This window comes from Mesorhizobium huakuii, from assembly GCF_014189455.1.
Taxonomy (GTDB): domain Bacteria; phylum Pseudomonadota; class Alphaproteobacteria; order Rhizobiales; family Rhizobiaceae; genus Mesorhizobium; species Mesorhizobium huakuii_A.
This window is the reverse complement of sequence record NZ_CP050296.1, coordinates 2,659,084-2,678,931: the sequence shown is the minus strand read 5'-3', so window position 1 is coordinate 2,678,931 and position 19,848 is coordinate 2,659,084. Positions and strand designations below refer to the sequence as shown.

The 19,848-nt window shown below is 62.2% G+C and carries 22 protein-coding genes and 1 pseudogene; 13 read left to right on the top strand and 10 right to left on the bottom strand.

From position 1 onward, the window contains the following. Positions 1-45 precede the first annotated feature (45 nt). From HB778_RS13280 to HB778_RS13270, 3 genes are all read left to right on the top strand, one after another. Complete coding sequence (locus HB778_RS13280) at positions 46-273, top strand: hypothetical protein (RefSeq protein WP_183464304.1); 228 nt, start codon at positions 46-48, stop codon at positions 271-273. Continuing rightward, complete coding sequence (locus tag HB778_RS13275) at positions 270-626, top strand: YciI family protein (protein ID WP_183464303.1); 357 nt, start codon at positions 270-272, stop codon at positions 624-626. Before HB778_RS13280 ends, HB778_RS13275 begins: the two co-directional genes overlap by 4 nt. A 153-nt stretch (positions 627-779) precedes the next feature. Then, on the top strand, positions 780-1,307 hold the full coding sequence (locus HB778_RS13270) for a hypothetical protein (protein WP_183464302.1): 528 nt from the start codon (positions 780-782) through the stop codon (positions 1,305-1,307). A 10-nt stretch (positions 1,308-1,317) separates the two neighbouring features. Here the strand turns inward: HB778_RS13270 and HB778_RS13265 are convergent, their stop codons facing one another. Then, entirely contained in the window at positions 1,318-2,577 is a 1,260-nt protein-coding gene (locus HB778_RS13265) for a ubiquinone biosynthesis hydroxylase (protein ID WP_095202808.1), read from the bottom strand. Between the two features lie 99 nt (positions 2,578-2,676). On the opposite strand from HB778_RS13265, the gene tesB reads away from it, so the two are divergent. From tesB to HB778_RS13240, 5 genes are all read left to right on the top strand, one after another. Further along, positions 2,677-3,537, top strand: coding sequence for an acyl-CoA thioesterase II (gene tesB, locus HB778_RS13260; protein ID WP_183464301.1), 861 nt, complete (start codon positions 2,677-2,679; stop codon positions 3,535-3,537). 323 nt (positions 3,538-3,860) lie between these two features. Further along, positions 3,861-4,199 (top strand): P-II family nitrogen regulator, encoded by a 339-nt coding sequence (locus HB778_RS13255; protein WP_010912291.1) that lies wholly within the window; start codon positions 3,861-3,863, stop codon positions 4,197-4,199. A gap of 31 nt (positions 4,200-4,230) precedes the next feature. Beyond that, on the top strand, positions 4,231-5,592 hold the full coding sequence (locus tag HB778_RS13250; protein WP_183464300.1) for an ammonium transporter: 1,362 nt from the start codon (positions 4,231-4,233) through the stop codon (positions 5,590-5,592). A 328-nt stretch (positions 5,593-5,920) separates the two neighbouring features. Continuing rightward, positions 5,921-6,196 carry a hypothetical protein gene (locus HB778_RS13245; RefSeq protein ID WP_096451620.1) on the top strand — a complete coding sequence of 92 codons (276 nt, stop codon included), beginning with the start codon at positions 5,921-5,923 and terminating at the stop codon, positions 6,194-6,196. Positions 6,197-6,362: 166 nt separating this feature from the next. Further along, the gene (locus tag HB778_RS13240; protein ID WP_183464299.1) at positions 6,363-7,238 is read left to right on the top strand and encodes a hypothetical protein; all 876 of its coding nucleotides are present in this window, start codon (positions 6,363-6,365) and stop codon (positions 7,236-7,238) included. 190 nt (positions 7,239-7,428) lie between these two features. Here HB778_RS13240 and HB778_RS13235 read toward each other — a convergent pair whose 3' ends face one another. Beyond that, the gene (locus tag HB778_RS13235) at positions 7,429-8,769 is read right to left on the bottom strand and encodes an IS1380 family transposase (RefSeq protein WP_183456652.1); all 1,341 of its coding nucleotides are present in this window, start codon (positions 8,767-8,769) and stop codon (positions 7,429-7,431) included. 381 nt (positions 8,770-9,150) lie between these two features. On the opposite strand from HB778_RS13235, the gene HB778_RS13230 reads away from it, so the two are divergent. The 3 genes from HB778_RS13230 to HB778_RS13220 all read left to right on the top strand — a co-directional run bounded on the left by HB778_RS13230 (position 9,151) and on the right by HB778_RS13220 (position 13,597). Then, positions 9,151-11,808 (top strand): DNA translocase FtsK, encoded by a 2,658-nt coding sequence (locus HB778_RS13230; protein WP_183464298.1) that lies wholly within the window; start codon positions 9,151-9,153, stop codon positions 11,806-11,808. Positions 11,809-11,939: 131 nt separating this feature from the next. After that, complete coding sequence (locus HB778_RS13225) at positions 11,940-12,620, top strand: outer-membrane lipoprotein carrier protein LolA (protein WP_095202733.1); 681 nt, start codon at positions 11,940-11,942, stop codon at positions 12,618-12,620. A 170-nt stretch (positions 12,621-12,790) separates the two neighbouring features. Further along, a complete protein-coding gene (locus tag HB778_RS13220) occupies positions 12,791-13,597 on the top strand; it encodes an exodeoxyribonuclease III (RefSeq protein WP_183464297.1) in 807 nt (268 codons plus the stop codon). 92 nt (positions 13,598-13,689) lie between these two features. On the opposite strand, the gene HB778_RS13215 is transcribed toward HB778_RS13220, so the two are convergent. Both HB778_RS13215 and HB778_RS13210 read right to left on the bottom strand, forming a co-directional pair. Further along, positions 13,690-14,145, bottom strand: a complete 456-nt coding sequence (locus HB778_RS13215) for a Crp/Fnr family transcriptional regulator (RefSeq protein WP_183464296.1) — start codon at positions 14,143-14,145, stop codon at positions 13,690-13,692. A 124-nt stretch (positions 14,146-14,269) separates the two neighbouring features. Beyond that, the gene (locus tag HB778_RS13210) at positions 14,270-14,953 is read right to left on the bottom strand and encodes a response regulator transcription factor (protein ID WP_027053190.1); all 684 of its coding nucleotides are present in this window, start codon (positions 14,951-14,953) and stop codon (positions 14,270-14,272) included. A 144-nt stretch (positions 14,954-15,097) separates the two neighbouring features. On the opposite strand from HB778_RS13210, the gene HB778_RS13205 reads away from it, so the two are divergent. Then, positions 15,098-15,634 (top strand): L,D-transpeptidase family protein, encoded by a 537-nt coding sequence (locus HB778_RS13205; RefSeq protein ID WP_183465075.1) that lies wholly within the window; start codon positions 15,098-15,100, stop codon positions 15,632-15,634. Between the two features lie 122 nt (positions 15,635-15,756). Here HB778_RS13205 and HB778_RS13200 read toward each other — a convergent pair whose 3' ends face one another. Beyond that, on the bottom strand, positions 15,757-16,014 hold the full coding sequence (locus HB778_RS13200) for a hypothetical protein (RefSeq protein WP_183464295.1): 258 nt from the start codon (positions 16,012-16,014) through the stop codon (positions 15,757-15,759). 130 nt (positions 16,015-16,144) lie between these two features. On the opposite strand from HB778_RS13200, the gene gcvA reads away from it, so the two are divergent. Further along, positions 16,145-17,074, top strand: coding sequence for a transcriptional regulator GcvA (gene gcvA, locus HB778_RS13195; RefSeq protein WP_183464294.1), 930 nt, complete (start codon positions 16,145-16,147; stop codon positions 17,072-17,074). A gap of 28 nt (positions 17,075-17,102) precedes the next feature. Here the strand turns inward: gcvA and HB778_RS13190 are convergent, their stop codons facing one another. The 5 genes and pseudogenes from HB778_RS13190 to HB778_RS13170 form a co-directional block, all read right to left on the bottom strand. Further along, entirely contained in the window at positions 17,103-17,846 is a 744-nt protein-coding gene (locus HB778_RS13190; RefSeq protein ID WP_183464293.1) for a glycosyltransferase family 25 protein, read from the bottom strand. Between the two features lie 15 nt (positions 17,847-17,861). Further along, positions 17,862-18,278 (bottom strand): DUF1761 domain-containing protein, encoded by a 417-nt coding sequence (locus HB778_RS13185; RefSeq protein ID WP_183464292.1) that lies wholly within the window; start codon positions 18,276-18,278, stop codon positions 17,862-17,864. A gap of 128 nt (positions 18,279-18,406) precedes the next feature. Beyond that, entirely contained in the window at positions 18,407-19,105 is a 699-nt protein-coding gene (locus HB778_RS13180) for a class I SAM-dependent methyltransferase (RefSeq protein WP_183464291.1), read from the bottom strand. Continuing rightward, positions 19,060-19,485 carry an EVE domain-containing protein gene (locus tag HB778_RS13175; RefSeq protein ID WP_019861976.1) on the bottom strand — a complete coding sequence of 142 codons (426 nt, stop codon included), beginning with the start codon at positions 19,483-19,485 and terminating at the stop codon, positions 19,060-19,062. Before HB778_RS13175 ends, HB778_RS13180 begins: the two co-directional genes overlap by 46 nt. 39 nt (positions 19,486-19,524) lie before the next feature. Further along, positions 19,525-19,820, bottom strand: a pseudogene (locus HB778_RS13170) (YciI-like protein). Positions 19,821-19,848: the final 28 nt, after the last annotated feature.

Genomic DNA, 19,848 nt, shown 5'->3' with positions numbered 1-19,848 from the left:
CCGTCCTGCGGGCGGCCATGGGATTGTGGCCGGATGGAGGTTCACATGGACAATCTGTTTTTCGCATTGTGGAAGAGGCCAGGCCGCAGGCCTGAGCGACAGGAAGACTTCTGGCTGGATCCGCCGGCGCCCGTCTTCGGCAGGCTGCTGGCGGCGGTCGCCATCATCGGCGTCGCGGCATGTCTTCTCGACCATGCGGCGGCGGTCGAAGGCAAGGCTGACACGCTCGTTGCCGCATCCTATGGTTCGTCGCAGCAGGGGAGGCCGCAATGAAATATGTCTGCCTGGTCTATGGTGAGGAGAAAGACCTTTACGCGCTCACTGCCGAGAGGGGGGCCAAGCTCGATGCCGATTCGCTGGCCTATAACGAGGTCCTGGACCAGGAGGGCAAGCTGATCATCGCGCAGGCGCTGCAATCGGTGAGGACGTCGAAGTCGGTGCGACGGCGCGAGGGCAAGCGCCTTGTCATCGACGGCCCCTTCGCCGAAACCAAGGAGCAGCTGCTTGGTTTCGTCATGGTCGAAGCCGACACGCTCGACGAAGCGCTGGACATCGCCGCCCGCATTCCGCTGGCCGAACTCGGCACGATCGAAGTGCGGGCGATCTACGACATACCGGGGTCATAGGCGGCGCCTGGATTCAACGGCGCAAATCGGCTTGTTTAATCGCCTAAGCTTCACCAGCCGCAAATTGAATTTTCTTCGCCGGAGGCAACTCTCGCGTGTTGAAGCAGCGCGACAGTTCTCTTATCGTCGCGCGGGTTCCTGGGGGATTTCGACATGCCTTTCCTGATTGCTGTCCTTGGCGTGCTCGGAGCGGCGGCGTTCTGGTGGTACCGGATGAAGGCCATGAACGACGCCGCGCGCGAGGTCGCCGATGTCGTCGGGCGCGTGCAAGGCAACATCCGGCGCAAGAAGCTGCGCAAGCAGGCAGCCCTGTCGCCGCTGACGGCGATCGACGATCCGGTGGTGGCCGCGGCGACGCTGATTACGTCAATCGTCTCCGAAAATGGACCCATCCTGCCGCAGCGCGAGGCCGTCATCCGCGCGGTTATTTCCGAGATCGCCGACAAGAAGAAGACCGATGAAGCGGTGATCTATGCCAAATGGGCGGCGTCACAGATCGACGACACCACCGTCGTCATCGACAAGCTGGCGCCGTTCCTGCGCGAGCGTCTCGATGTCGGCGAGCGAAATGACCTGCTGCAGATGGTCAACCGCGCCGCCCAGGGCGGCGAGAAGCGCCTTGAGATCGCCGATCAGCGCATGCTGCGGCTGCGGCAGAAGCTGGGTTTCGAGGTGAACTGAGCCTCCAGCGCTAGATCGCCTCGCCCTTCAGCAGCCGCGGCGTGCCGGCGGACAGCCCCGATGCCTGCCGGATAAAAAACGCCTTCAGGCGCGGCATGCGCTCGACGAGGCCGAGGCCGATGTCGCGGACGGTGCGCAGCGGGGTGATGTCGTTGGAAAACAGCCGGTTCAGCACATCCGTGGTGACGCCCATCTGCACCGTGTCGAAACGGCGCCATTGCTGGTAGCGTTCGAGCACGTCCAGCGCGCCGATGTCCTGGCCGAGCCGGTCGGCCTCGACGATCACCTCGGCAAGTGCCGCCACATCCTTGAAGCCGAGATTGAGGCCCTGGCCGGCGATCGGATGGATGCCGTGGGCGGCGTCGCCGGCAAGGGCCACGCGCGGCGCGACGAAGGCGCGCGCGATGGTGAGGCCGAGCGGCCAGGCGCGCGGCTTGTCGGCAACGCGGATCTCGCCGAGCTTCAGGCCGAAACGCTGTTCGAGTTCATGCTCGAAGACGAGATCGTCGCCTTCCACCAGCGTTTTGGCATCTTCCGCGCGTTCGACCCAGACGATCGACGAGCGGTTGGTGCCGTCCTCGTCGGGTTTCAGCGGCAGCGTGGCGAAGGGGCCGGCGGGCAAAAAGTGCTCCTCGGCGCGGCCATTGTGCGGGCGTTCATGCGCCACGGTGCAGACGATGCCGGACTGGCCGTATTCCCATTTCACCGTCTTGATGCCGGCCATGTCGCGCAGCTTCGAGTTGACGCCGTCGGCGGCGACCAGGAGCCGCGCCGTCAGCGCGGCGCCGTCGGCCAGATGCACCGTAATGCCGGCGCCATTGGTCTCGAAACCCTGCACCGCGACGCCTTCGATGATGTCGATGCCGAGCTTTTCGGCTCTGGCGCGCAAGGCGCCGTTCAGCGACTTGTTGGCGACCATATGGGCGAAGGGCTCGCCCGGCGCCACTTCGCCGCCGAAGGTCAGGAAGACCGGGCGCACCGGATCGGCGCTGCGCGAATCGGTGATGATCATCTCGGTGATCGCCTGCGCCTGCGGCGCGATCTCGGCCCAGACGCCGAGCTGGTCGAGCATACGGCAGGCGGCCGCCGCAATGGCCGAGGCACGGCCATCCCGTTGCCACGCGCCGGCGGGCGCGGCATCGACCAGTGCCACGGCCAAATGCGGCCGCGCCTGCTTCAGCGAGACGGCGGTGGCCAGGCCGACATAGCCGGCGCCGGCGACGAGAACATCGAGCCCGGATCTGGTCTTGGCGTCCGCCTTGCGTTCCATTGTCTTGGCTCCTTGCGCGCCGGCCGCGGCTGGCGCCCTTGACGGCTCGTTCTTCCTGTCGGAAACCGCCATAGCAATTTTGCGGCGAGGTCACAAAACATGACGGCGGCGATCGACGAGCTTCTGCGCATTCTCGACCTCGAGAGGCTGGAACACAATCTGTATCGTGGTCGCAGCCCCCAGGTGGAGTGGCAGCGCGTGTTCGGCGGCCAGACCATCGCGCAGGCGCTGGTGGCGGCGCAGCGGACGGTGGAGCCGGACCGCTTCGTGCATTCGCTGCACGGCTATTTCATGCGACCGGGCGACATCAGGGTGCCGATCATCTACGAGGTCGACCGCATCCGCGACGGCGGCTCCTTCACCACCCGCCGCGTGCTGGCGATCCAGCATGGACAGGCGATCTTTTCGTTGGAAGCCTCGTTCCAGGTCGATGAGAAGGGGCTGGAACACCAGTTCGCGCTGCCCGACGACGTGCCGCCGCCGGAAGGGCTGCAGACGCAGCGGCAGCTGCTCGAAAGGGCCGAGCGTGTGCCGGAGGCGGTGCGCCGCTTCTGGGCGCGCGAGCGGCCGCTGGAGCTCAGGCCGGTCAATCTTCAGCACTATGAAAGCCGCGACAAGCTGCCGCCCCGGCAGAATGTCTGGATCCGCCTTGCCGGGCCGGTTCCCGACGATCGCGCGCTGCAGTCCGTGCTGCTCGCCTACCTCTCCGACATGACGCTGCTCGACACCTCGACCTTCGCGCATGGGCGCGGCCTGTTCGATCCCGACATCCAGGCGGCGAGCCTCGACCATTCGATGTGGTTCCACCGGCCGCATTCGCTCGACGGCTGGCTGCTTTATGCGCAGGACAGCCCGTCGAGTTCGGGATCGCGCGGCTTCAGCCGCGGCACGCTCTATGCGCGCGACGGCACGCTGATCGCTTCGATGGCGCAGGAAGGGTTGATCCGGCTCAAGCGTTGAGCACTCCGAGTCTTGTTTGAGCAGGAACACTGGACAAACGAAAACCGTTTGTCCGAGAAAAACCGGGTTCGCCTTTTCGGGACCATACCCAAAGCCGGCAAATTAGGCATTTTCGAAAAATTGCATAATTTTTAAGCATGTGGCGTGCCGCAGGCACCGGCACCGGCTGGCTTCGGCCACCCCATTCCCTTTGTTTACAACAGGTTAACATGCTGCTTCGGCACTTGGCACGGAGCTTGAATCCTTTGGGGCACTCTCCGGCTCTTTGGGATCGGTGAAGTCGTGCAAACGCGGGGGACCGCAACAGCAAAGGGTGAAACCTTATGAAAATCGTGATGGCAATCATCAAGCCGTTCAAGCTGGACGAGGTACGCGAAGCGCTTACCGCCGTCGGCATCCAGGGCCTGACCGTCACCGAAGTCAAAGGCTACGGGCGTCAGAAGGGACATACGGAAATCTATCGCGGAGCGGAATACGCGGTCAGTTTCCTGCCGAAGATCAAGATCGAGGTCGCGGTCAGTGCCGACACGGTCGACAAGGCCGTCGAAGCCATCACCGCCGCGGCCAAGACCGGCCAGATCGGCGACGGCAAGATTTTCGTTTTCGGCATCGACCAGGCGGTGCGCATCCGCACCGGCGAAACAGACACCGACGCGCTCTGAGCGGCGAACACGTATTCCAATGGAGAGTTCAATGAATATTTCTTCCACCTTGAAGACGACGGGACGGGCGGCCCTTCTGGGCTCGCTTGCTCTCGCAGCATTGGGCAGCGTCGCCGCCTTCGCGCAGGAAGCAGCTCCGGCCGCCGCCGCTGCCGCGCCGGCTGCCGCTCCCACCCCGGTGCTCGACACCGGCAACACCGCCTGGATGCTGACCTCGACGGCGCTGGTGCTGATGATGACCATCCCGGGCCTGGCGCTGTTCTACGGCGGCATGGTGCGCAAGAAGAACGTGCTCGCCACCATCATGCAGAGCTTTGCCATCACCTGCCTGGTGACGGTGCTGTGGTTCATGTTCGGCTATTCGCTCGCCTTCACCACCAATGATTCCGCCAGCTTGAACAACTACATCGGCGGCTTCTCGAGATTCTTCCATCACGGCATCACCGTCTCCACGCTGTGGCTTCCAGGGGTCTCCAACATCCCTGAATTCGTCTTCTCGATGTTCCAGATGACCTTCGCCATCATCACGCCTGCCCTCATCGCCGGTGCCTTCGCCGAACGCATGAAGTTCTCGGCGCTGCTGCTCTTCATGGCGCTGTGGCTGGTGTTCGTCTATTGCCCGATCGCGCATTGGGTATGGGGCGGCGGCTTCCTTGGCGCGGCTGGCGTTCTCGACTTCGCCGGCGGCACGGTCGTCCACATCAACGCCGGTGTCGCGGGTCTGGTCTGCGCGCTGGTCCTGGGCAAGCGCGAAGGCTACGGCACCACCAACATGGCGCCGCACAACCTGGTCTATTCAGTGATCGGCGCTTCGCTGCTGTGGGTCGGCTGGTTCGGCTTCAACGCCGGTTCGGAACTGGCGGCCGATGGTCTTGCCGGCGCCGCGATGATGAACACGCAGGTCGCCACCGCTGCCGCGGCGCTGGCCTGGATGTTCGCCGAATGGATCGTCGCCAAGAAGCCGTCGGTGCTCGGCATCATCTCGGGTGCCGTCGCGGGCCTCGTCGCGGTGACGCCGGCTTCCGGCTTCGTCAACCCGACCGGCGCGTTCATCGTCGGCATTCTCGCCGGCGTTATCTGCTACCTCTCGGCGGTCAAGCTCAAGCATGCGCTCGGCTATGACGACTCGCTCGACGCCTTCGGCGTTCATGGTATCGGCGGTATCGTCGGCGCACTGCTCACCGGCGCGCTCGCCGATCCGGCGATCAATGCGCTCGGCAAGGACGCTTCGGTCGGTAAGCAGCTCTATGGTATCGCCTTCACCATCCTGTGGACGGCGGTTGCCACCTTCGTGATCCTCTACATCGTCAAGGCGCTGGTCGGCCTGCGTCCGACGACCCAGGATGAGGTCGAAGGCCTCGATATCTCCCAGCATGGCGAAGTGGTGCCGTAAGGCCAGCCTCGCCAACGGGGCCGGCGGAACCCTCCTCCCGCCGGCCCCATGATTCCCTCACGCAATTCCAGGAAACCCGTAATTTGGCTTTCCCTGGAACTGCTCCAAAGATCCCGTCGTGACGTTCTCGAAAGAGGCTCACGCATTGAGGCCCGGAGCGATCCGGGCCTCTTTTTTTGGCAAATTCGTCCTGATTGAGATCAACTTTGCGCAGTCACGTTCGCGTGAGGACGCTGTTCGAGGAAACATCGACCGGCCTAGCCCCGAACTGTGGATGCGATCGTCGTTCTGACGCTCGTGTGTAAAAAACACAGGGAAGGAACTTCTTATGAACTTCAAGAACATCTGCCTCGGAGCACTTGCTCTTTCCATGGTCAGCGGCGTTGCATTTGCCGGTGCACTCGATGAGCCGGACAATATGGCGCCGTTCTTCACCGATTCCAGCATGAAAACCATGAAGCCGATGGCGGAATTCAAGGCCGCCTTCATGGCCATGCCGATGGAAAAGCAGGAAGCAATGAAGAAGGAATGCCAGGATGCAGCGATGAGCAAGCCGCACGCCGAGTTCTGCGCCAACGTGCATATGCTCGGCGGTGCGAACTGACATAAACCTAGACCGGCTCCAGTCAGTTCGGTCTTTCGTCATCCTATTAGTGAGATGGCGGGCTTTCTAGCCCGTCATTGCTTTTTCCAGTTCCATTATAGTCGGACCTTGCCTTAAGTTGCTTAGAATCCTATTATTGGACGGCACGTATTTTTGAGGCAATCAGATGCCAAAATATTCGACGCTCATGATATTGCTGTCTAAGCTGTTTATCGCGATTAGTTTTAGTGCGTTTTGCGTTCTTGCTTCCTATATAGCCGCCAAGTTCGTGTACTCGGGGCAAATGGAATTCCAACTTTTGGAAAAATTTGGACTTGATCTGAGAGATAGATCTCGAGAAGATCGCTCTTACGATTTGATATATTCCGATCATAATTCGGTAACTTCATGGCTATTAAATTGTGTTGGTGCTTCGAAATTCGATGACCTTCCTGAAGAATCTAAACAATTTCTTACGCCATTTATATTCCTTAGTTACAACGATGAAAACACTTCTAAATTGAGGCCATTCTTTGCTGGAGAGCGTGTCTTGGGTGCTTTGAGCAAGGATATCACCATGAAGAGAGTTTATTGGAGTGCGCAGGCCAACGGCGCATATTCTCAGTGGCAATTTGCGACTTGGATTACGATCTCGATCGGTATGTTAACAACGATTTTCGTTAGTTTAAGCACAACCGAATTTGGTCGAGGCGAGGGCACTACGCAGCGCGTAGTTCGCACACTTGCTGTCGTTTTTCCGGCGCTTGGCACCGCAGCCGCAGCGATTGTGGGGTTCTATGGCCCTCAAGCTGATTGGAGCCAAGCATCGAGATCACTTGCCAGTCTCTCCCAACTGCATGGCCAGTTGGCGATAGAGATTTGGAAACAGAATTGCATCAAATCGCCTGGTGATCAAAACGAAATAGATCTTAAGCCACTATTGGAAGGATGGTCTAAGCGGTACATCGACATAGAGACGCTTTCTAACACCTCTAATACCGCGGCTGCTACGACACCAGGAACCTCTGACAATTCATCAGACAAGTCACGGGTTGCTCCGTAAGTTTCTATTTGAGTTAGCCGCCTTAATGCACGGCGATAAGCTTTTGACGGCCTGAAGCGACGCTGTGGTCGCCGTTGCGGTGCTTTTCCACGCGCCTCGTCAGGCGCCGGAATTGCTCCGTCGTGATGGCAGGCGGGGGTTTGCAGGTTGCGGTCGACGGGTTCGTTTCGGGGGCGTCTGCGCCCCATCGTTATGTCGCGAGTTGGGGGATGCGATCGAGGACGATGCGCAGGATGCGCTGGTCGGGGCACGATGTCGGCAGGTGCAGGCGGATTTGCGATTTCATCTCGACCACCCGCGCAGCGATTTTGATGAGGCGCAATCGCAGCGTGTCGAATTGGGCGACGGCAAAGCTCGAGCGCCTCGGCATCGCGGCCCGCAAGCCCCACATCAACCAGTAAGCACCGGCATGCAGGAATAGCCGGAACTGGTTGGCCGTCGCTCTGGTGCAGGATGTGCGGTCGGCGGCAAGATGCGTCTTCCACGACTTGATGTGGTTCTCGGCCGCGCCGCGCCGGCAGTAGACATCCTCGTAGAGCGCCTTGGCCTTCCCACCGGCAAGGTTGGTGACGACGAAGCGGGTATCGGCACCTTGGGCGCCGACCTCGACCCGCGCGATGATGCGCTCGACGCGGCTCCAACTAGCGGCGCCGTCAACGAACTCCTTGAACCTGCGGACCTTGCCTGTCTTGGCCGACGCTTCGAAGCGCGCCGTCGTGCTGGCCTCCAGATCCGCGACATGCTTGCGCAGGGTCGTGGTGGGCGCGAGGCCAAAGATGAAGTCGACGTCGTTGGCGCGGCACCAGTCGATGACCTGCGGGCTGCAATAATGGCTATCGCCGCGGAGCAGGATTCGAATGTTCGGCCAGTTGATCCGGATCGCCCGCACCAGACGGCGCAGGTGGGGGCGGATCTCAGCCCCACTCGGCCGCTTGGCCGGTCGCAGGATCGCGCTGACGAACCGTCCCGCCCCATCGAACACTACGATCGGCTGGAAGCCGTATTCGTCATGGTGGGCATTGAACAGGCGAAGCTGTTGGCCTCCGTGCACAGCGTCGAAGGTGTCGTCAATGTCGAGTACGATCCGCTTCGGCACCTGCCGGAACGAGGCGCAATAGAGATCGACCATCGCCCGCCCCATCGCAACCAGCTCCCGCACGCCGGGCAGGTTCTCCAGCCGGCACAGCGTCGATTGCGACGCCAGATCCCGACCCGACGGCAGCGCATCCTGGGCCATCTTGAAGACCGGATCGCGGCGCAGCCGGTTGGCGTCGTTGCCGTCCTCGTAGCCGGCGGCAATCATCTTCATGCGAAAGCCGATCATGTCCGCCAGGCTGTGGACGACCTGGTCCGGGCAGCGCGGATCGTCGATGCAACGCGCCAGACGCTCGGCCACCCGCAACCGCTTTTCCACCTCGGCCAAAGCCAGAACGCCGCTGTTGGACGACAGCATGCCGCCGTCGAAACGGGCGACGACGGACTTGCCGCCGACTGATGACAAACCGCTCAGCGGCAGCGTAAGATCGTTCATGGTGGGTGTGGTCTCCGGGAAATGGTTCGGATCGGCTTAAGCAACCAAATCCTAAGTCATTTCAACGGCTTGCGCCACATCCACCAACCCTCATGAATTTTTCAGGTTAGATAGGAGGCTCCAAGCGGCTGCGGTAGCCATCCTCATACACTTGGCCTTCTGGCTTCAATTCGGATTTGCATGCGGATGTTGGCGATAGGCCGATCCGAAATATCCTCGAAATCCGAGGCGATTGGTATCGAGTCTTAGTGGGTAGAGGCCCTTAGGGTTCCCAACCTCTTATAGTTAATGCGCCCTTAACCTTCCCAACGATAGTCTGGCATCCGAATCTGCCGGAGTGCGTCATGTGCTGCGGCCAGGCAATCACTGACGGGGAAGAGCATGCGTTCAGGGGCTTCAGCACCGCTCGCGCTGACCGATACGGGGCACGGCATCCAGGCTTTCGCACGGCGCCAGGTCGGCCGGCTGGTCGGCGCCGGCCTGTTCCTGGCTGTAGCCTTCGGGGTCGCCAGCCTCGCCACCTGGAACGTCGCCGATCCAAGCTTCTCGCACGCCACCAGCAACACCGTCACCAACGCCATGGGCTATGCGGGTGCCGTGTTCTCCGACCTTGCCATGCAGTTCTTCGGCCTCGCCGCGGTTGCGGCGCTGGTTCCGGCTGTGATCTGGGGGTATCTCTTGTTTTCGGCGCGCGGCGTCGACAGGCTGCCCAAGCGCGGATTGTTCTGGTTCGGTTTCGCGCTGCTCGCCGCCGCGATCGCCGGTTGCATCGTGCCGCCCAAGACATGGCCGCTGCCCACCGGCCTCGGCGGCGTGTTCGGCGACATGGTGCTCAAGATTCCCGGCGTGCTCATCGGCGGCTACCCCACCGGCCTGATCGCCAGCGTGCTCGCCGTCTTGCTGGCGGCGCCGACGCTCTGGCTTTTCGCCTATGGCTCGGCGCTGATCGGCCGCAAGAACGGTTTCGCCGTGATGGAAGAGCCGGCCGCTGCGGACCTGCGCGAGGACGATCTTCTGTTCGACAATGACGAGGATGAGGGCGACGAAGGCATATTGGCGCTCGGTGCCATCACCCATTGGTGGCTGTCGCTGCGCGCGTGGATGCATCGCCGCGCCGTGCGCCGCAGGCAGGAGCGCGACGAGTACGAGCCGAAGATGGAGCCGCGCTCCACCGCTTGGCGGCGCGCCGCCGAACGGGTCGAATCGGCCGAATTCGCCGAACAGCGGATGAGCCCGGACGGCCGCGCTCGCGTCGAACCGGAATTCTTCGCCGCCATGGTCAATGACCGCAGCGTATCCGTCGATCCGGACGATGACGATATCTTCGACCGCGATGACGTGGATTTCGACGACGAGCCCGTCACCCAGCGCCGTGGGGGCCCCACGGCCAAGGTGCAGCAGTTCCGCTCCGATGCAGCAACCCGTGTCGAGGCGCCGGCACCGCGCCCGGCTCCAGGCGCCCGCGTCCAGCGCGAGGCGCAGACCTCGCTGATCGGCTCGGACAAGTTCGAGATGCCGTCGCTGCATTTCCTGTCCGAACCGAAGAATGTGGCACGCGACCCGAGCCTGTCAAAGGATGCGCTGGAACAGAATGCGCGCCTGCTCGAAGGCGTGCTGGAGGATTTCGGCGTCAAGGGCGAGATCATCGCCGTACGTCCGGGGCCGGTGGTCACCCTCTATGAGCTCGAACCGGCGCCCGGCATCAAATCGTCGCGCGTCATCGGCCTTTCCGACGACATCGCCCGCTCGATGAGCGCGATCGCCTGCCGCGTCGCCGTCGTGCCGGGCCGCAATGCCATCGGCATCGAACTGCCGAATGCAAAGCGCGAAACGGTCTACCTTCGGGAGATACTGGCCAGCCGCGATTTCGAGACGACCAAGTCCAAGCTGGCGCTGGCGCTGGGCAAGACCATCAATGGCGAGGCGGTCATCGTCGACATCGCCAAGATGCCGCACGTACTGGTCGCCGGCACCACCGGCTCCGGCAAATCCGTCGCCATCAACACCATGATCCTGTCGCTGCTCTACAAGCTGACGCCGCAGGAATGCCGGCTGATCATGATCGACCCGAAGATGCTGGAACTCTCGGTCTATGACGGCATCCCGCACCTGCTGACACCCGTCGTCACCGACCCGAAGAAGGCGGTGGTGGCGCTGAAATGGACGGTGCGCGAGATGGAGGATCGTTACCGCAAGATGTCCAAGGTCGGCGTGCGCAACATCGACGGGTTCAACGCACGCGTTCAGCTGGCCGAGAAAAAAGGCGAGAAGATCTCGCGCACGGTGCAGACGGGCTTCGATCGCCAGACCGGCGAGGCGATCTACGAGACGGAGGATCTCGATCTCGAGCCGATGCCCTATATCGTCGTCATCATCGACGAAATGGCCGACCTGATGATGGTCGCCGGCAAGGACATCGAGGGCGCGGTGCAGCGCCTGGCGCAGATGGCGCGCGCCGCCGGCATCCATGTCATCATGGCGACGCAGCGTCCGTCGGTCGACGTCATCACCGGCACCATCAAGGCCAATTTCCCGACCCGCATCTCCTTCCAGGTGACGTCGAAGATCGACAGCCGCACCATTCTGGGCGAGCAGGGCGCCGAGCAGCTGCTCGGCATGGGCGATATGCTCTACATGGCCGGCGGCGGGCGCATCCAGCGCGTGCACGGCCCCTTCGTTTCCGACGACGAGGTCGAGAAGATCGTCGGGCACCTGAAGCTGCAGGGCGTGCCCGAATATCTCGACGCCATCACCGAGGACGACGACGAGGACGATGACGAACCGTCCGGCAAGGGCGGCGGTTCCGGTGGCGGTGGCGGCGGCAATTTCGAGGATTCCGACGATCCGTACGACCAGGCGGTGGCGGTGGTGCTGCGCGACGGCAAGGCCTCGACCAGTTATATCCAGCGCCGTCTCGGCATCGGCTACAACCGCGCCGCCTCGATCATCGAGAAGATGGAAAAGGAAGGCATTGTCGGCCCGGCGAACCACGCGGGAAAACGCGAGATCCTGGTGCCGACCGAAGACGACAAATTCTGATGGGAAGCCAGCCGCAACTATGAACCTAGCGGCGCGTTGAAGCGAGGGAGCACCGTCCGTCCGCCAAACTTCAGCCCAACTGGGGGATCAGGACAACGATAGATACAGGAATCACCAAGAGAGTGACCGCCATGAAAAACGATCTTTCCGCACTCGGCAATTTCGCCCCGACCCGCCGCCAGCTGCTCGGCCTCGGCCTTGTCGCTGCGGGTGCCGCCGCCCTCAATGTGGTGCCCGGCTTCGAATTGCTGGCCTCGGCGCAGGCCGCCGTGCCCGCGGCCGCGCAGAAGATCGCCGACCATTTTTCCTCGGTCAAATCGATGAGCGGCGAATTCGTCCAGTTCGGCCCTAAGGGCGAGCAGACCGGCGGCAAGTTCTTCCTCGAACGGCCGGGCAAGATCCGCTTCAACTATGACGGGGCGTCGAACTTCAAGGTGATCTCGGACGGCAAGTCGGTGGTCATCCTCAACAAGAAAATGAACACGTCCGATCTCTACCCGCTGTCGAAGACGCCGCTCAAGCTGCTGCTCGACGACCGCATCGACCTCTCCGGCGACCGCGTCAAGAGCGTCAAGGAAGAGGACGACCTCACCACCATCAAGCTTTCCGACAAGTCGGTGTTCGGCAATGCGATGATCACCATGATGTTCGATCCGAAAACCTACGATCTGCGCCAGTGGACCATCACCGACGCACAGGGCAAGGACACCACGGTGATGATCTTCAACACCAAGGAAGGCGTCAGCTTCGCGCCCGACACTTTTGCGATCGATTACACGGCGAACCGCGAGCTCAACACCAAGACGCGGTAGACCGATCGCTCCAATAGCTGTGGAAAGTAATGGGCCGCGACTCGCCGAGCGCGGCCCGGCTTGTATTTGCAGCCTTCGGCTGGCAGGTTCCCGGGACTGACTCCGTCAATAGGCGTCTTCTCCGCCAGAGCCCACCGGTCTGGCCGGACACACGCTGTCCTGGATTGCGAATGCCCTTTTCGATTGCCACCTGGAACATCAACTCCGTTCGCCTGCGCATGCCGATCGTCGAGCGACTGCTCGATGAATACGCCCCCGATGTGCTCTGTCTGCAGGAAACCAAAGTTCCCGATGAGCTGTTTCCCGAAAAGGCGTTCCGCAGGCTCGGCTACCAGCACATCGCCTTCCATGGCCAGAAGGGCTATCACGGCGTCGCGACGGTGGCGCGGCGGCCGATCGAGGTGGTCGAAAAGCGCCGCTTCTGCGAGATCGAGGACAGCCGGCATTTGTCGGTGACGGTGCGCGCCGGCGGCAAGACGATCCTGCTGCACAATTTCTACGTTCCGGCCGGCGGCGACGAACCCGATCCCGAAATCAACAAGAAATTCAAGCACAAGCTCGATTTCGTCGCCGAGATGAACGCCATCCGCGCCGAGCATAGCGAGGTGTCCGCCTCGGTGCTGGTCGGCGACCTCAACATCGCGCCGCTCGAGCATGACGTCTGGTCGCACAAGCAATTGCTCAACGTGGTCAGCCACACACCCATCGAGACCGAAAACTTCGAGGCGATGCGGCTCGCCGGCAACTGGGTCGACCTGATGCGGCTCGACGTGCCGCTAGACCAGAAGCTCTACACCTGGTGGAGTTATCGCGCGCAGGATTGGGAGCTGTCCAATCGCGGCCGGCGGCTCGACCATGTCTGGTCGTCGCCCAACCTGGTGCCTGATTTCGCCGGCTACGAGATCCTGCGGGCGGCACGCGGCTGGGAGCGGCCGTCGGACCATGTGCCGGTCATCGCGCGGTTTGATCTCGATTAGGTATGTCGAAGCTCCTGCAATTCGTCATCCCAGGGTCTCCGCGACGGAGCTTCGCTCCTGCTCCGCCCTAGGATGACGAAGGCATCGGTGCCTCAGCCGGAAAACCGCGGCCCCAGCTCTTCGATGCGACGGATCATGGCCTGGAATTCCTCGGAGATGCGCTTGTGCAGCTTCACCGCCACTTCCGGATATTCCTCCAGGATGCGGCGGAACATCTTGCGGCTGAGCCTGATCACTTCCGAGTCGATTTCGGCCGACGCGCTGGTCAGCCGGTTGGTGTCGGCGATCAATGCCAGTTCGCTCAGGATGGTGCCGGGGCCGGCGCTGCCGATCGGGATGCGTTGGCCACCCTGCTCGCGATAGAGCACGATGCGTCCGCTGACCACGACATAGGCCGAATCGGCCTCGTCGTCCTCGCGGTAAAGCTTGTGGTTGGCCAGCAGCAGGGTGTTCTCGGCGCCGAAGGCGAGCAGGCGCAGCTGTTCCTGCGTGAAACCCTGGAAGAGGGTCACGGCGGACAGGATGCGGATGTCGTCATCCAACGCCATCTCTAGCTGCGTCCCCGAACGGTCAGTCCAATCCCTCCTTCACGAGCAGATCCCGAAAATCTCCTCCAACAGGATCGCACCCGAAAGCGGCCCCGCCCTGACCGCGCATTGGATAATGAAATGTTTAAGGAACCAGCTTGTAGCCACCGCTTTCTGTCACAAGAATTTCCGCATTGGAAGGATCGCGCTCGATCTTCTGGCGCAGCCGGTAGACATGGGTTTCCAGCGTGTGCGTGGTGACGCCGGAATTGTAGCCCCAGACTTCCTCCAGCAGCACGTCGCGCGTCACCACCTTCTGGTCGGCGCGGTAGAGATATTTGATGATCGAGGCTTCCTTCTCCGTCAGCCGCACCTTGGCGCCACGCGGGTCGATGAGCAGCTTCTGGCTGGGCTTGAAGGTGTAGGGGCCAACCGAGAAGGTGGCATCCTCGCTCTGCTCGTGCTGGCGCAGCTGGGCGCGGATGCGCGCCAACAGCACCGCGAAGCGGAACGGCTTGGTGACATAGTCGTTGGCGCCGGCCTCGAGACCCAGAATCGTGTCCGAATCGGTGTCGTGGCCGGTCAGCATGATGATCGGCGCCTTATAGCCGCCCTTGCGCAGGATCTTGACGGCCTCGCGGCCATCCATGTCGGGCAGGCCGACATCCATGATGAGCAGGTCGATGAGGCCGCCGCGCGCCGCAGTGACGCCTTTTGCCGCAGTCGCTTCCTGCAGCACGTCGAATTCCTCATAGAGGGCGAGTTGCTCGACCAGTGTGCCGCGCAGGTCGTCATCGTCGTCGACGATCAGGATGGTGCGTGAAGTCATGGATCAATCCGTTGTTTTGAAAAGTGAATTCATTTGACCGCTGCGTATTTATGCGGAAGCTGGCCAACACAATAGCCGATCACAGTGATTTGTTCCGTGGCACGATCATACAAGAAAAAACGCGATCGCAATGCAGCCGGCGCAATTTTGCCAAAACGGCTGCGTGTGCTCATCGTGCGGGCAAGGCCCGGCCATCCAACACAGGGCCTGCTGCAGGCCGGAAAAACAGTGTTTGCCTGCGCGCTGGGGCGCGGCGGCATATCGGCCGACAAGCGCGAGGGCGACGGCGCCACGCCGCTTGGCTCGATGCGGATCCTGTCGGGTTATTTTCGGGGAGATCAGTTTGCCGATGGCCGCAGGACCCGGCTGGCGATGACGCCGATCGGACCCGATCTCGGCTGGTGCGAGGTGCCGGACGACCGCAACTACAACAGGCCGGTCAAGATCCCCTATGGCGCGAGCCATGAACGCATGCGGCGCGACGACCGGCTCTACGACGCCTGCCTGGTGCTCGACTGGAACATTTCGCCGCGCCGCCGCGGGCGCGGCAGCGCCATCTTCTTCCACCTGGCACGCCCAGGCTTCACCCCGACGCAAGGCTGCGTCGCGGTGACCGCGCGCACAATGGCACGGCTGTTACCGCTGCTTTCGGATAGGACGGTGGTGAGGGTGGTGAGGTAGGGAATAGGCAGTAGGGCAGTAGGGCAGTAGGGCAGTAGGGCAGTAGGGCAGTAGGGCAGTAGGGATTGTCTTCCGGTGCCCTGACTTTTCCTACTGCCGTACTGCCCTACTGCCTTATTCCCCTATCTCCGCCCCGGCTTCTGCCAGCCTGTGCCGAGCAGGCCGATTTCGCGGAGTTCCCGGTCCATCACCTGTGCGATATCCCGGCGTTCGGCGCCGATGTCGCGCAACTGGCTCTCGGAGAGACCCTCAACAGTCTCGTGCGGAAGCCGGGCGGCGACCCGCGCCTGGCGCAGCCAATCGATCGCGGCGGACAGCCAAGCTGCAATGCCGGCGTGGGATTTGAGGGTGGTGTGGGACTTCAGAGCGATGTCGGTCATGGCTTTATCCGGTTTCTCCAGATATCAAATCTGGTTTGAAGGTGTTTCGATGGTCCAATCATGCCGGATTGAAAAATAAACGGGAAACGAGTAGTTCTTTTCAGATCATCAAGTTTTATTTGGAGATCGGATGTCTCGCCTCCTGCCCGGAACGCGCGCATTGAGGACCTTCGAGGCGGCGGCACGTCACCTCAATTTCACCCGCGCCGCCGACGAGCTTGGGCTGACGCCCGCCGCGGTCAGCCATCAGGTCAAGGAGATCGAAGATCAGCTCGACCTGGTGCTGTTCACGCGCACCAGCCGCACCATGCGGCTGACGGAAGCGGGAAACGTGCTGTTCGAAGCGTCGATCGACGCCCTTGACCTGCTCAACCGGGCGGTGTCCCGGGCCTGCAAGATGACGCGTGGCACAACGCTCTTGAAAGTGACGCTCGACGCGCAGTTCGCGACGAAATGGCTGATGCGGCGCATCGACGATTTCCGCCGTCAAAAGCCGGGCATCGAATTGCGCTTCGACATCACCTACGATGTCAGGGATTTCGAGCGCGACGACGTCGATATCGGCATTCGCTTCGGCACCGGCAAATATCCGGGCCTTCGCACGCACCGGCTGTTCGACAACATCATTATCCCGGTGTGCAGCCCGGCGCTGCTCGCTTCAGGCCCGCCGCTCAATGAACCGCGCGACCTTTTCCGGCACACACTCGCGCATATCGAATGGTCGCGGCAAGGCGTTACCTGGCCGAACTGGAGCATGTGGATGCAGGCAGCCGGCGTCGACGATTTCGATGACAGCCGCACCCTCGTCTTCGGCTCCTCGACCGACGCCACGCAGGCGGCACTCGACGGCAATGCCGTGGCGCTGGCCGACTTTGCCATGGTGGCCAACGATTTGTCGCAGGGGCGCCTCGTCCGCCCCTTCGAGCTCGGCATCAAGGTCGCGCCGGAGTTCGCCTATTTCCTGGTTTATCCGGAAACTGCGAAGGACGACGCCCGCATCGTCGCGTTTCGCGAGTGGCTTCTCGAGGAGGCGGCAAAGCCGCATAGCACGGAGGCATGAGCCGGCCGCGCCGAGCCCGGTCTTTCGGTCACGACCGGGCGTTGTGGCCGAAGATCATGCGGGTGTATTTCTTCCATCTCCATTTCACGGTTTTGTACAAACGCGGATAGTTTTTCGCCGAAATGGACGTCTGGAAGGCGCCGTTTTCGCTGCCTTGTTCGACAATGGGCCGTTCGAACCACAGCATCTCGATGCCGAGCTTCTCGTCCATCTGTTCGACCTGGTGGTCGATCGAGGTGTATATCTTGTTCTGCTCGATCCAGGCGCAGCGGGCTTCGGCGACCGGACGGGTGATGAGGTAGGAATCGGTGCATCTGGCGTGCAGTGCCGGGTAGAGCCTTTGACCCTTCCGCAATTTCCAGCTCGGCGTGTAGTAGTTGCTGCCATTGCCGAGATAGATGACGGCCTTGCGCGCGGGGCTGCCGAGTTCGGCAAGCCCCTGCCGGAACTTGGCGACGAAGTCGCGGGCGAGGAAGACGTCGTCCTCGAACACCAGGCAATAGGGCAAGTCGGTCTCGAGGAAATCGCGCCATATGCCGACATGTTTCAGCGCCAGCGAGACGGCTGGCGGGTGGGTAAAGGCGGGGGCGACCAGCTCGTCGCGGATCTCCGGGGTGATGTCGGGCCGGTCCCAGTCCGTGTAGAAATAGACCGGCACGCCGCGCCGCTCGAATTCGCGGACAATGTGGCGGCGCCGGTCGTCATAGCCCTGCTTGACGTGGCAGATCCGGGTGAACACCTGGTCGCGTGGAAATCCGGATTCGTCTGCCATCGTCAATGCACCGCCTCAGCTTGCCGCGGCGCCGAACCAGCCGATCACCGCGCCGATGATCAGCAAGACACCGAGCCAGTGGCCGCCGTCGATGAGGGTCAGGTCCCAGCCGAAATTCTCGTAGCGGTGGTTGACCGAAAGCGTCGTGGCGACGAAACCCAGCCAAAGCACGAAGCCGAAGACAAGTCCGGCGAGCAATGTCGGCTCACCGCCGGTCATCGCGCCGACAACCAGCGCCATGATGTAGGCCATGACCAGTTCGGCGATGAAGCTGATGACGAAAGGCAGCGGTGATTTCTTCATCGTCGCCGGATCGAGCTTGGCGGCCTTCAGCCACGGCTTGCTCAGCGCCATGTACCAGGCCGCGCCGAACAGCCAAGCCACGACGGCGGCGGCGATGACGGCCAGCCAGTTCACTGCAGAAAAATCCATGAGCTTCCCCCTCCTGACGCAGGCCATGTGACATCTTTTTGTTTTGACGCAATTCCGGACGGAAAACCGCTAAGCACTTTTCCTGGAATTGCTCGATGCACGTTGTATCAGGCGCTTCGGCGATGGCGTCAAGCAAAGCGCCAGACGGTGGTGCGCTTGACCAGGGAATCCTCCAGCGCCCGGGTGACTTCCACCTCATAGACAGCAAGCGGCTCCAGCCCTGTCTTGGGCATATAGGACCGGCCGGGATCGCCGACGAAGATCTCGGCGCCGCGCGCCTTGAGCGCCGCAAACCACGGCATCAGGCTATCTGCGAAGGATTTGTCGTAGAAAACGTCACCGGCCAGCACCACGTCCCAGCCCGCATCGGTGCCGATGCAGTCTGTGCCGAGGAAGCCGATCCCGACGCCATTGGCCTCGCTGTTGAGGCGGATCGCGGTGGCGCAGAACGGGTCGATGTCGGCGGCGATCACCCCGGCAGCCCCCGCCTTGGCGGCAGCGATGGCGACGAGACCGGAGCCCGAGGCAAAGTCGAGCACGCGCTTGCCCAGCACCGTGTCGGGATTGTCGAGGACATAGCGGGCGAGGCCCTGGCCGCCGGCCCAGGCAAAGGCCCAAAAGGGCGGCGGCAGGCCGATCTCGACCAGCTCGTCCTCAGTCCGCTGCCAAAGATCGTGTGCCTCATCGGCAAGGCGCAGCAGAATCTCAGGCACATGCGGCGGCGCCATCAGCGCCGTGTTGTCGAGGATGAATTGCTTGGCGCTGTGCGGGGTGAGGGCCGTCACGGAGCAGGCGTCAGGCCGCCCATGCGGCAGACTTCCTTCCATTCGGCCGGGGTGACCGGCTGCACGGAAAGCCGCCCAAGCCGCACCAGCGCCATCTCAGCAAGCTTCGGATTGGCTTTTACCTGTTCCAGCGTCGGCGGGTTCGGCACATCGCGAACCGCGCGGATGTCGACGCATTCCCAGCGCGGATCGTCGGAAGTGGTATCCGGATGGGCCAGCGCGCAGACTTCGGCGATGCCGACGATGTTGAGCCCCTCATTGGAGTGGTAGAAGAAGCCGAGATCGCCGATCTGCATGGCCTTCATATTGTTGCGGGCGGCGTAGTTGCGCACGCCGTCCCATTGCGTGCCGGCCTTGCCCTTGGCTTTCAACGCCTCGAACGAGAAAACCGAGGGTTCTGATTTGAACAGCCAGTAGTTCATGTTTTCTCCTCCTTGCGGTCCAGGTGCGGACGACCGGAATTAACTAGCCGCCGGCTTGTTGAACGTCCAGTTCCACTGGCGGATTTCGACGCTTTCGAACAGCCCGGCCTTGGCATAGGGGTCGGCTGCCGACAGGGCCTGCGCCGCGCCAGGTCCGGCGCCTCGACGACCACGAGGCTGCCATTGGGCTTGCCGTCGGCATCGAGGAACGGACCGGCAAAAGCCAGTTTCTTCTCCGCATTCAGCCCTTCGAGAAAGGCGACATGCACGGGCCGCGTGTCGAGGCGGATTCTCAGGCTTCCGGGCTTGTCCTTGCAAACAAAAGCAAACAGCATGGTCTTCTCCTGGTTCTTGGGATTGAGG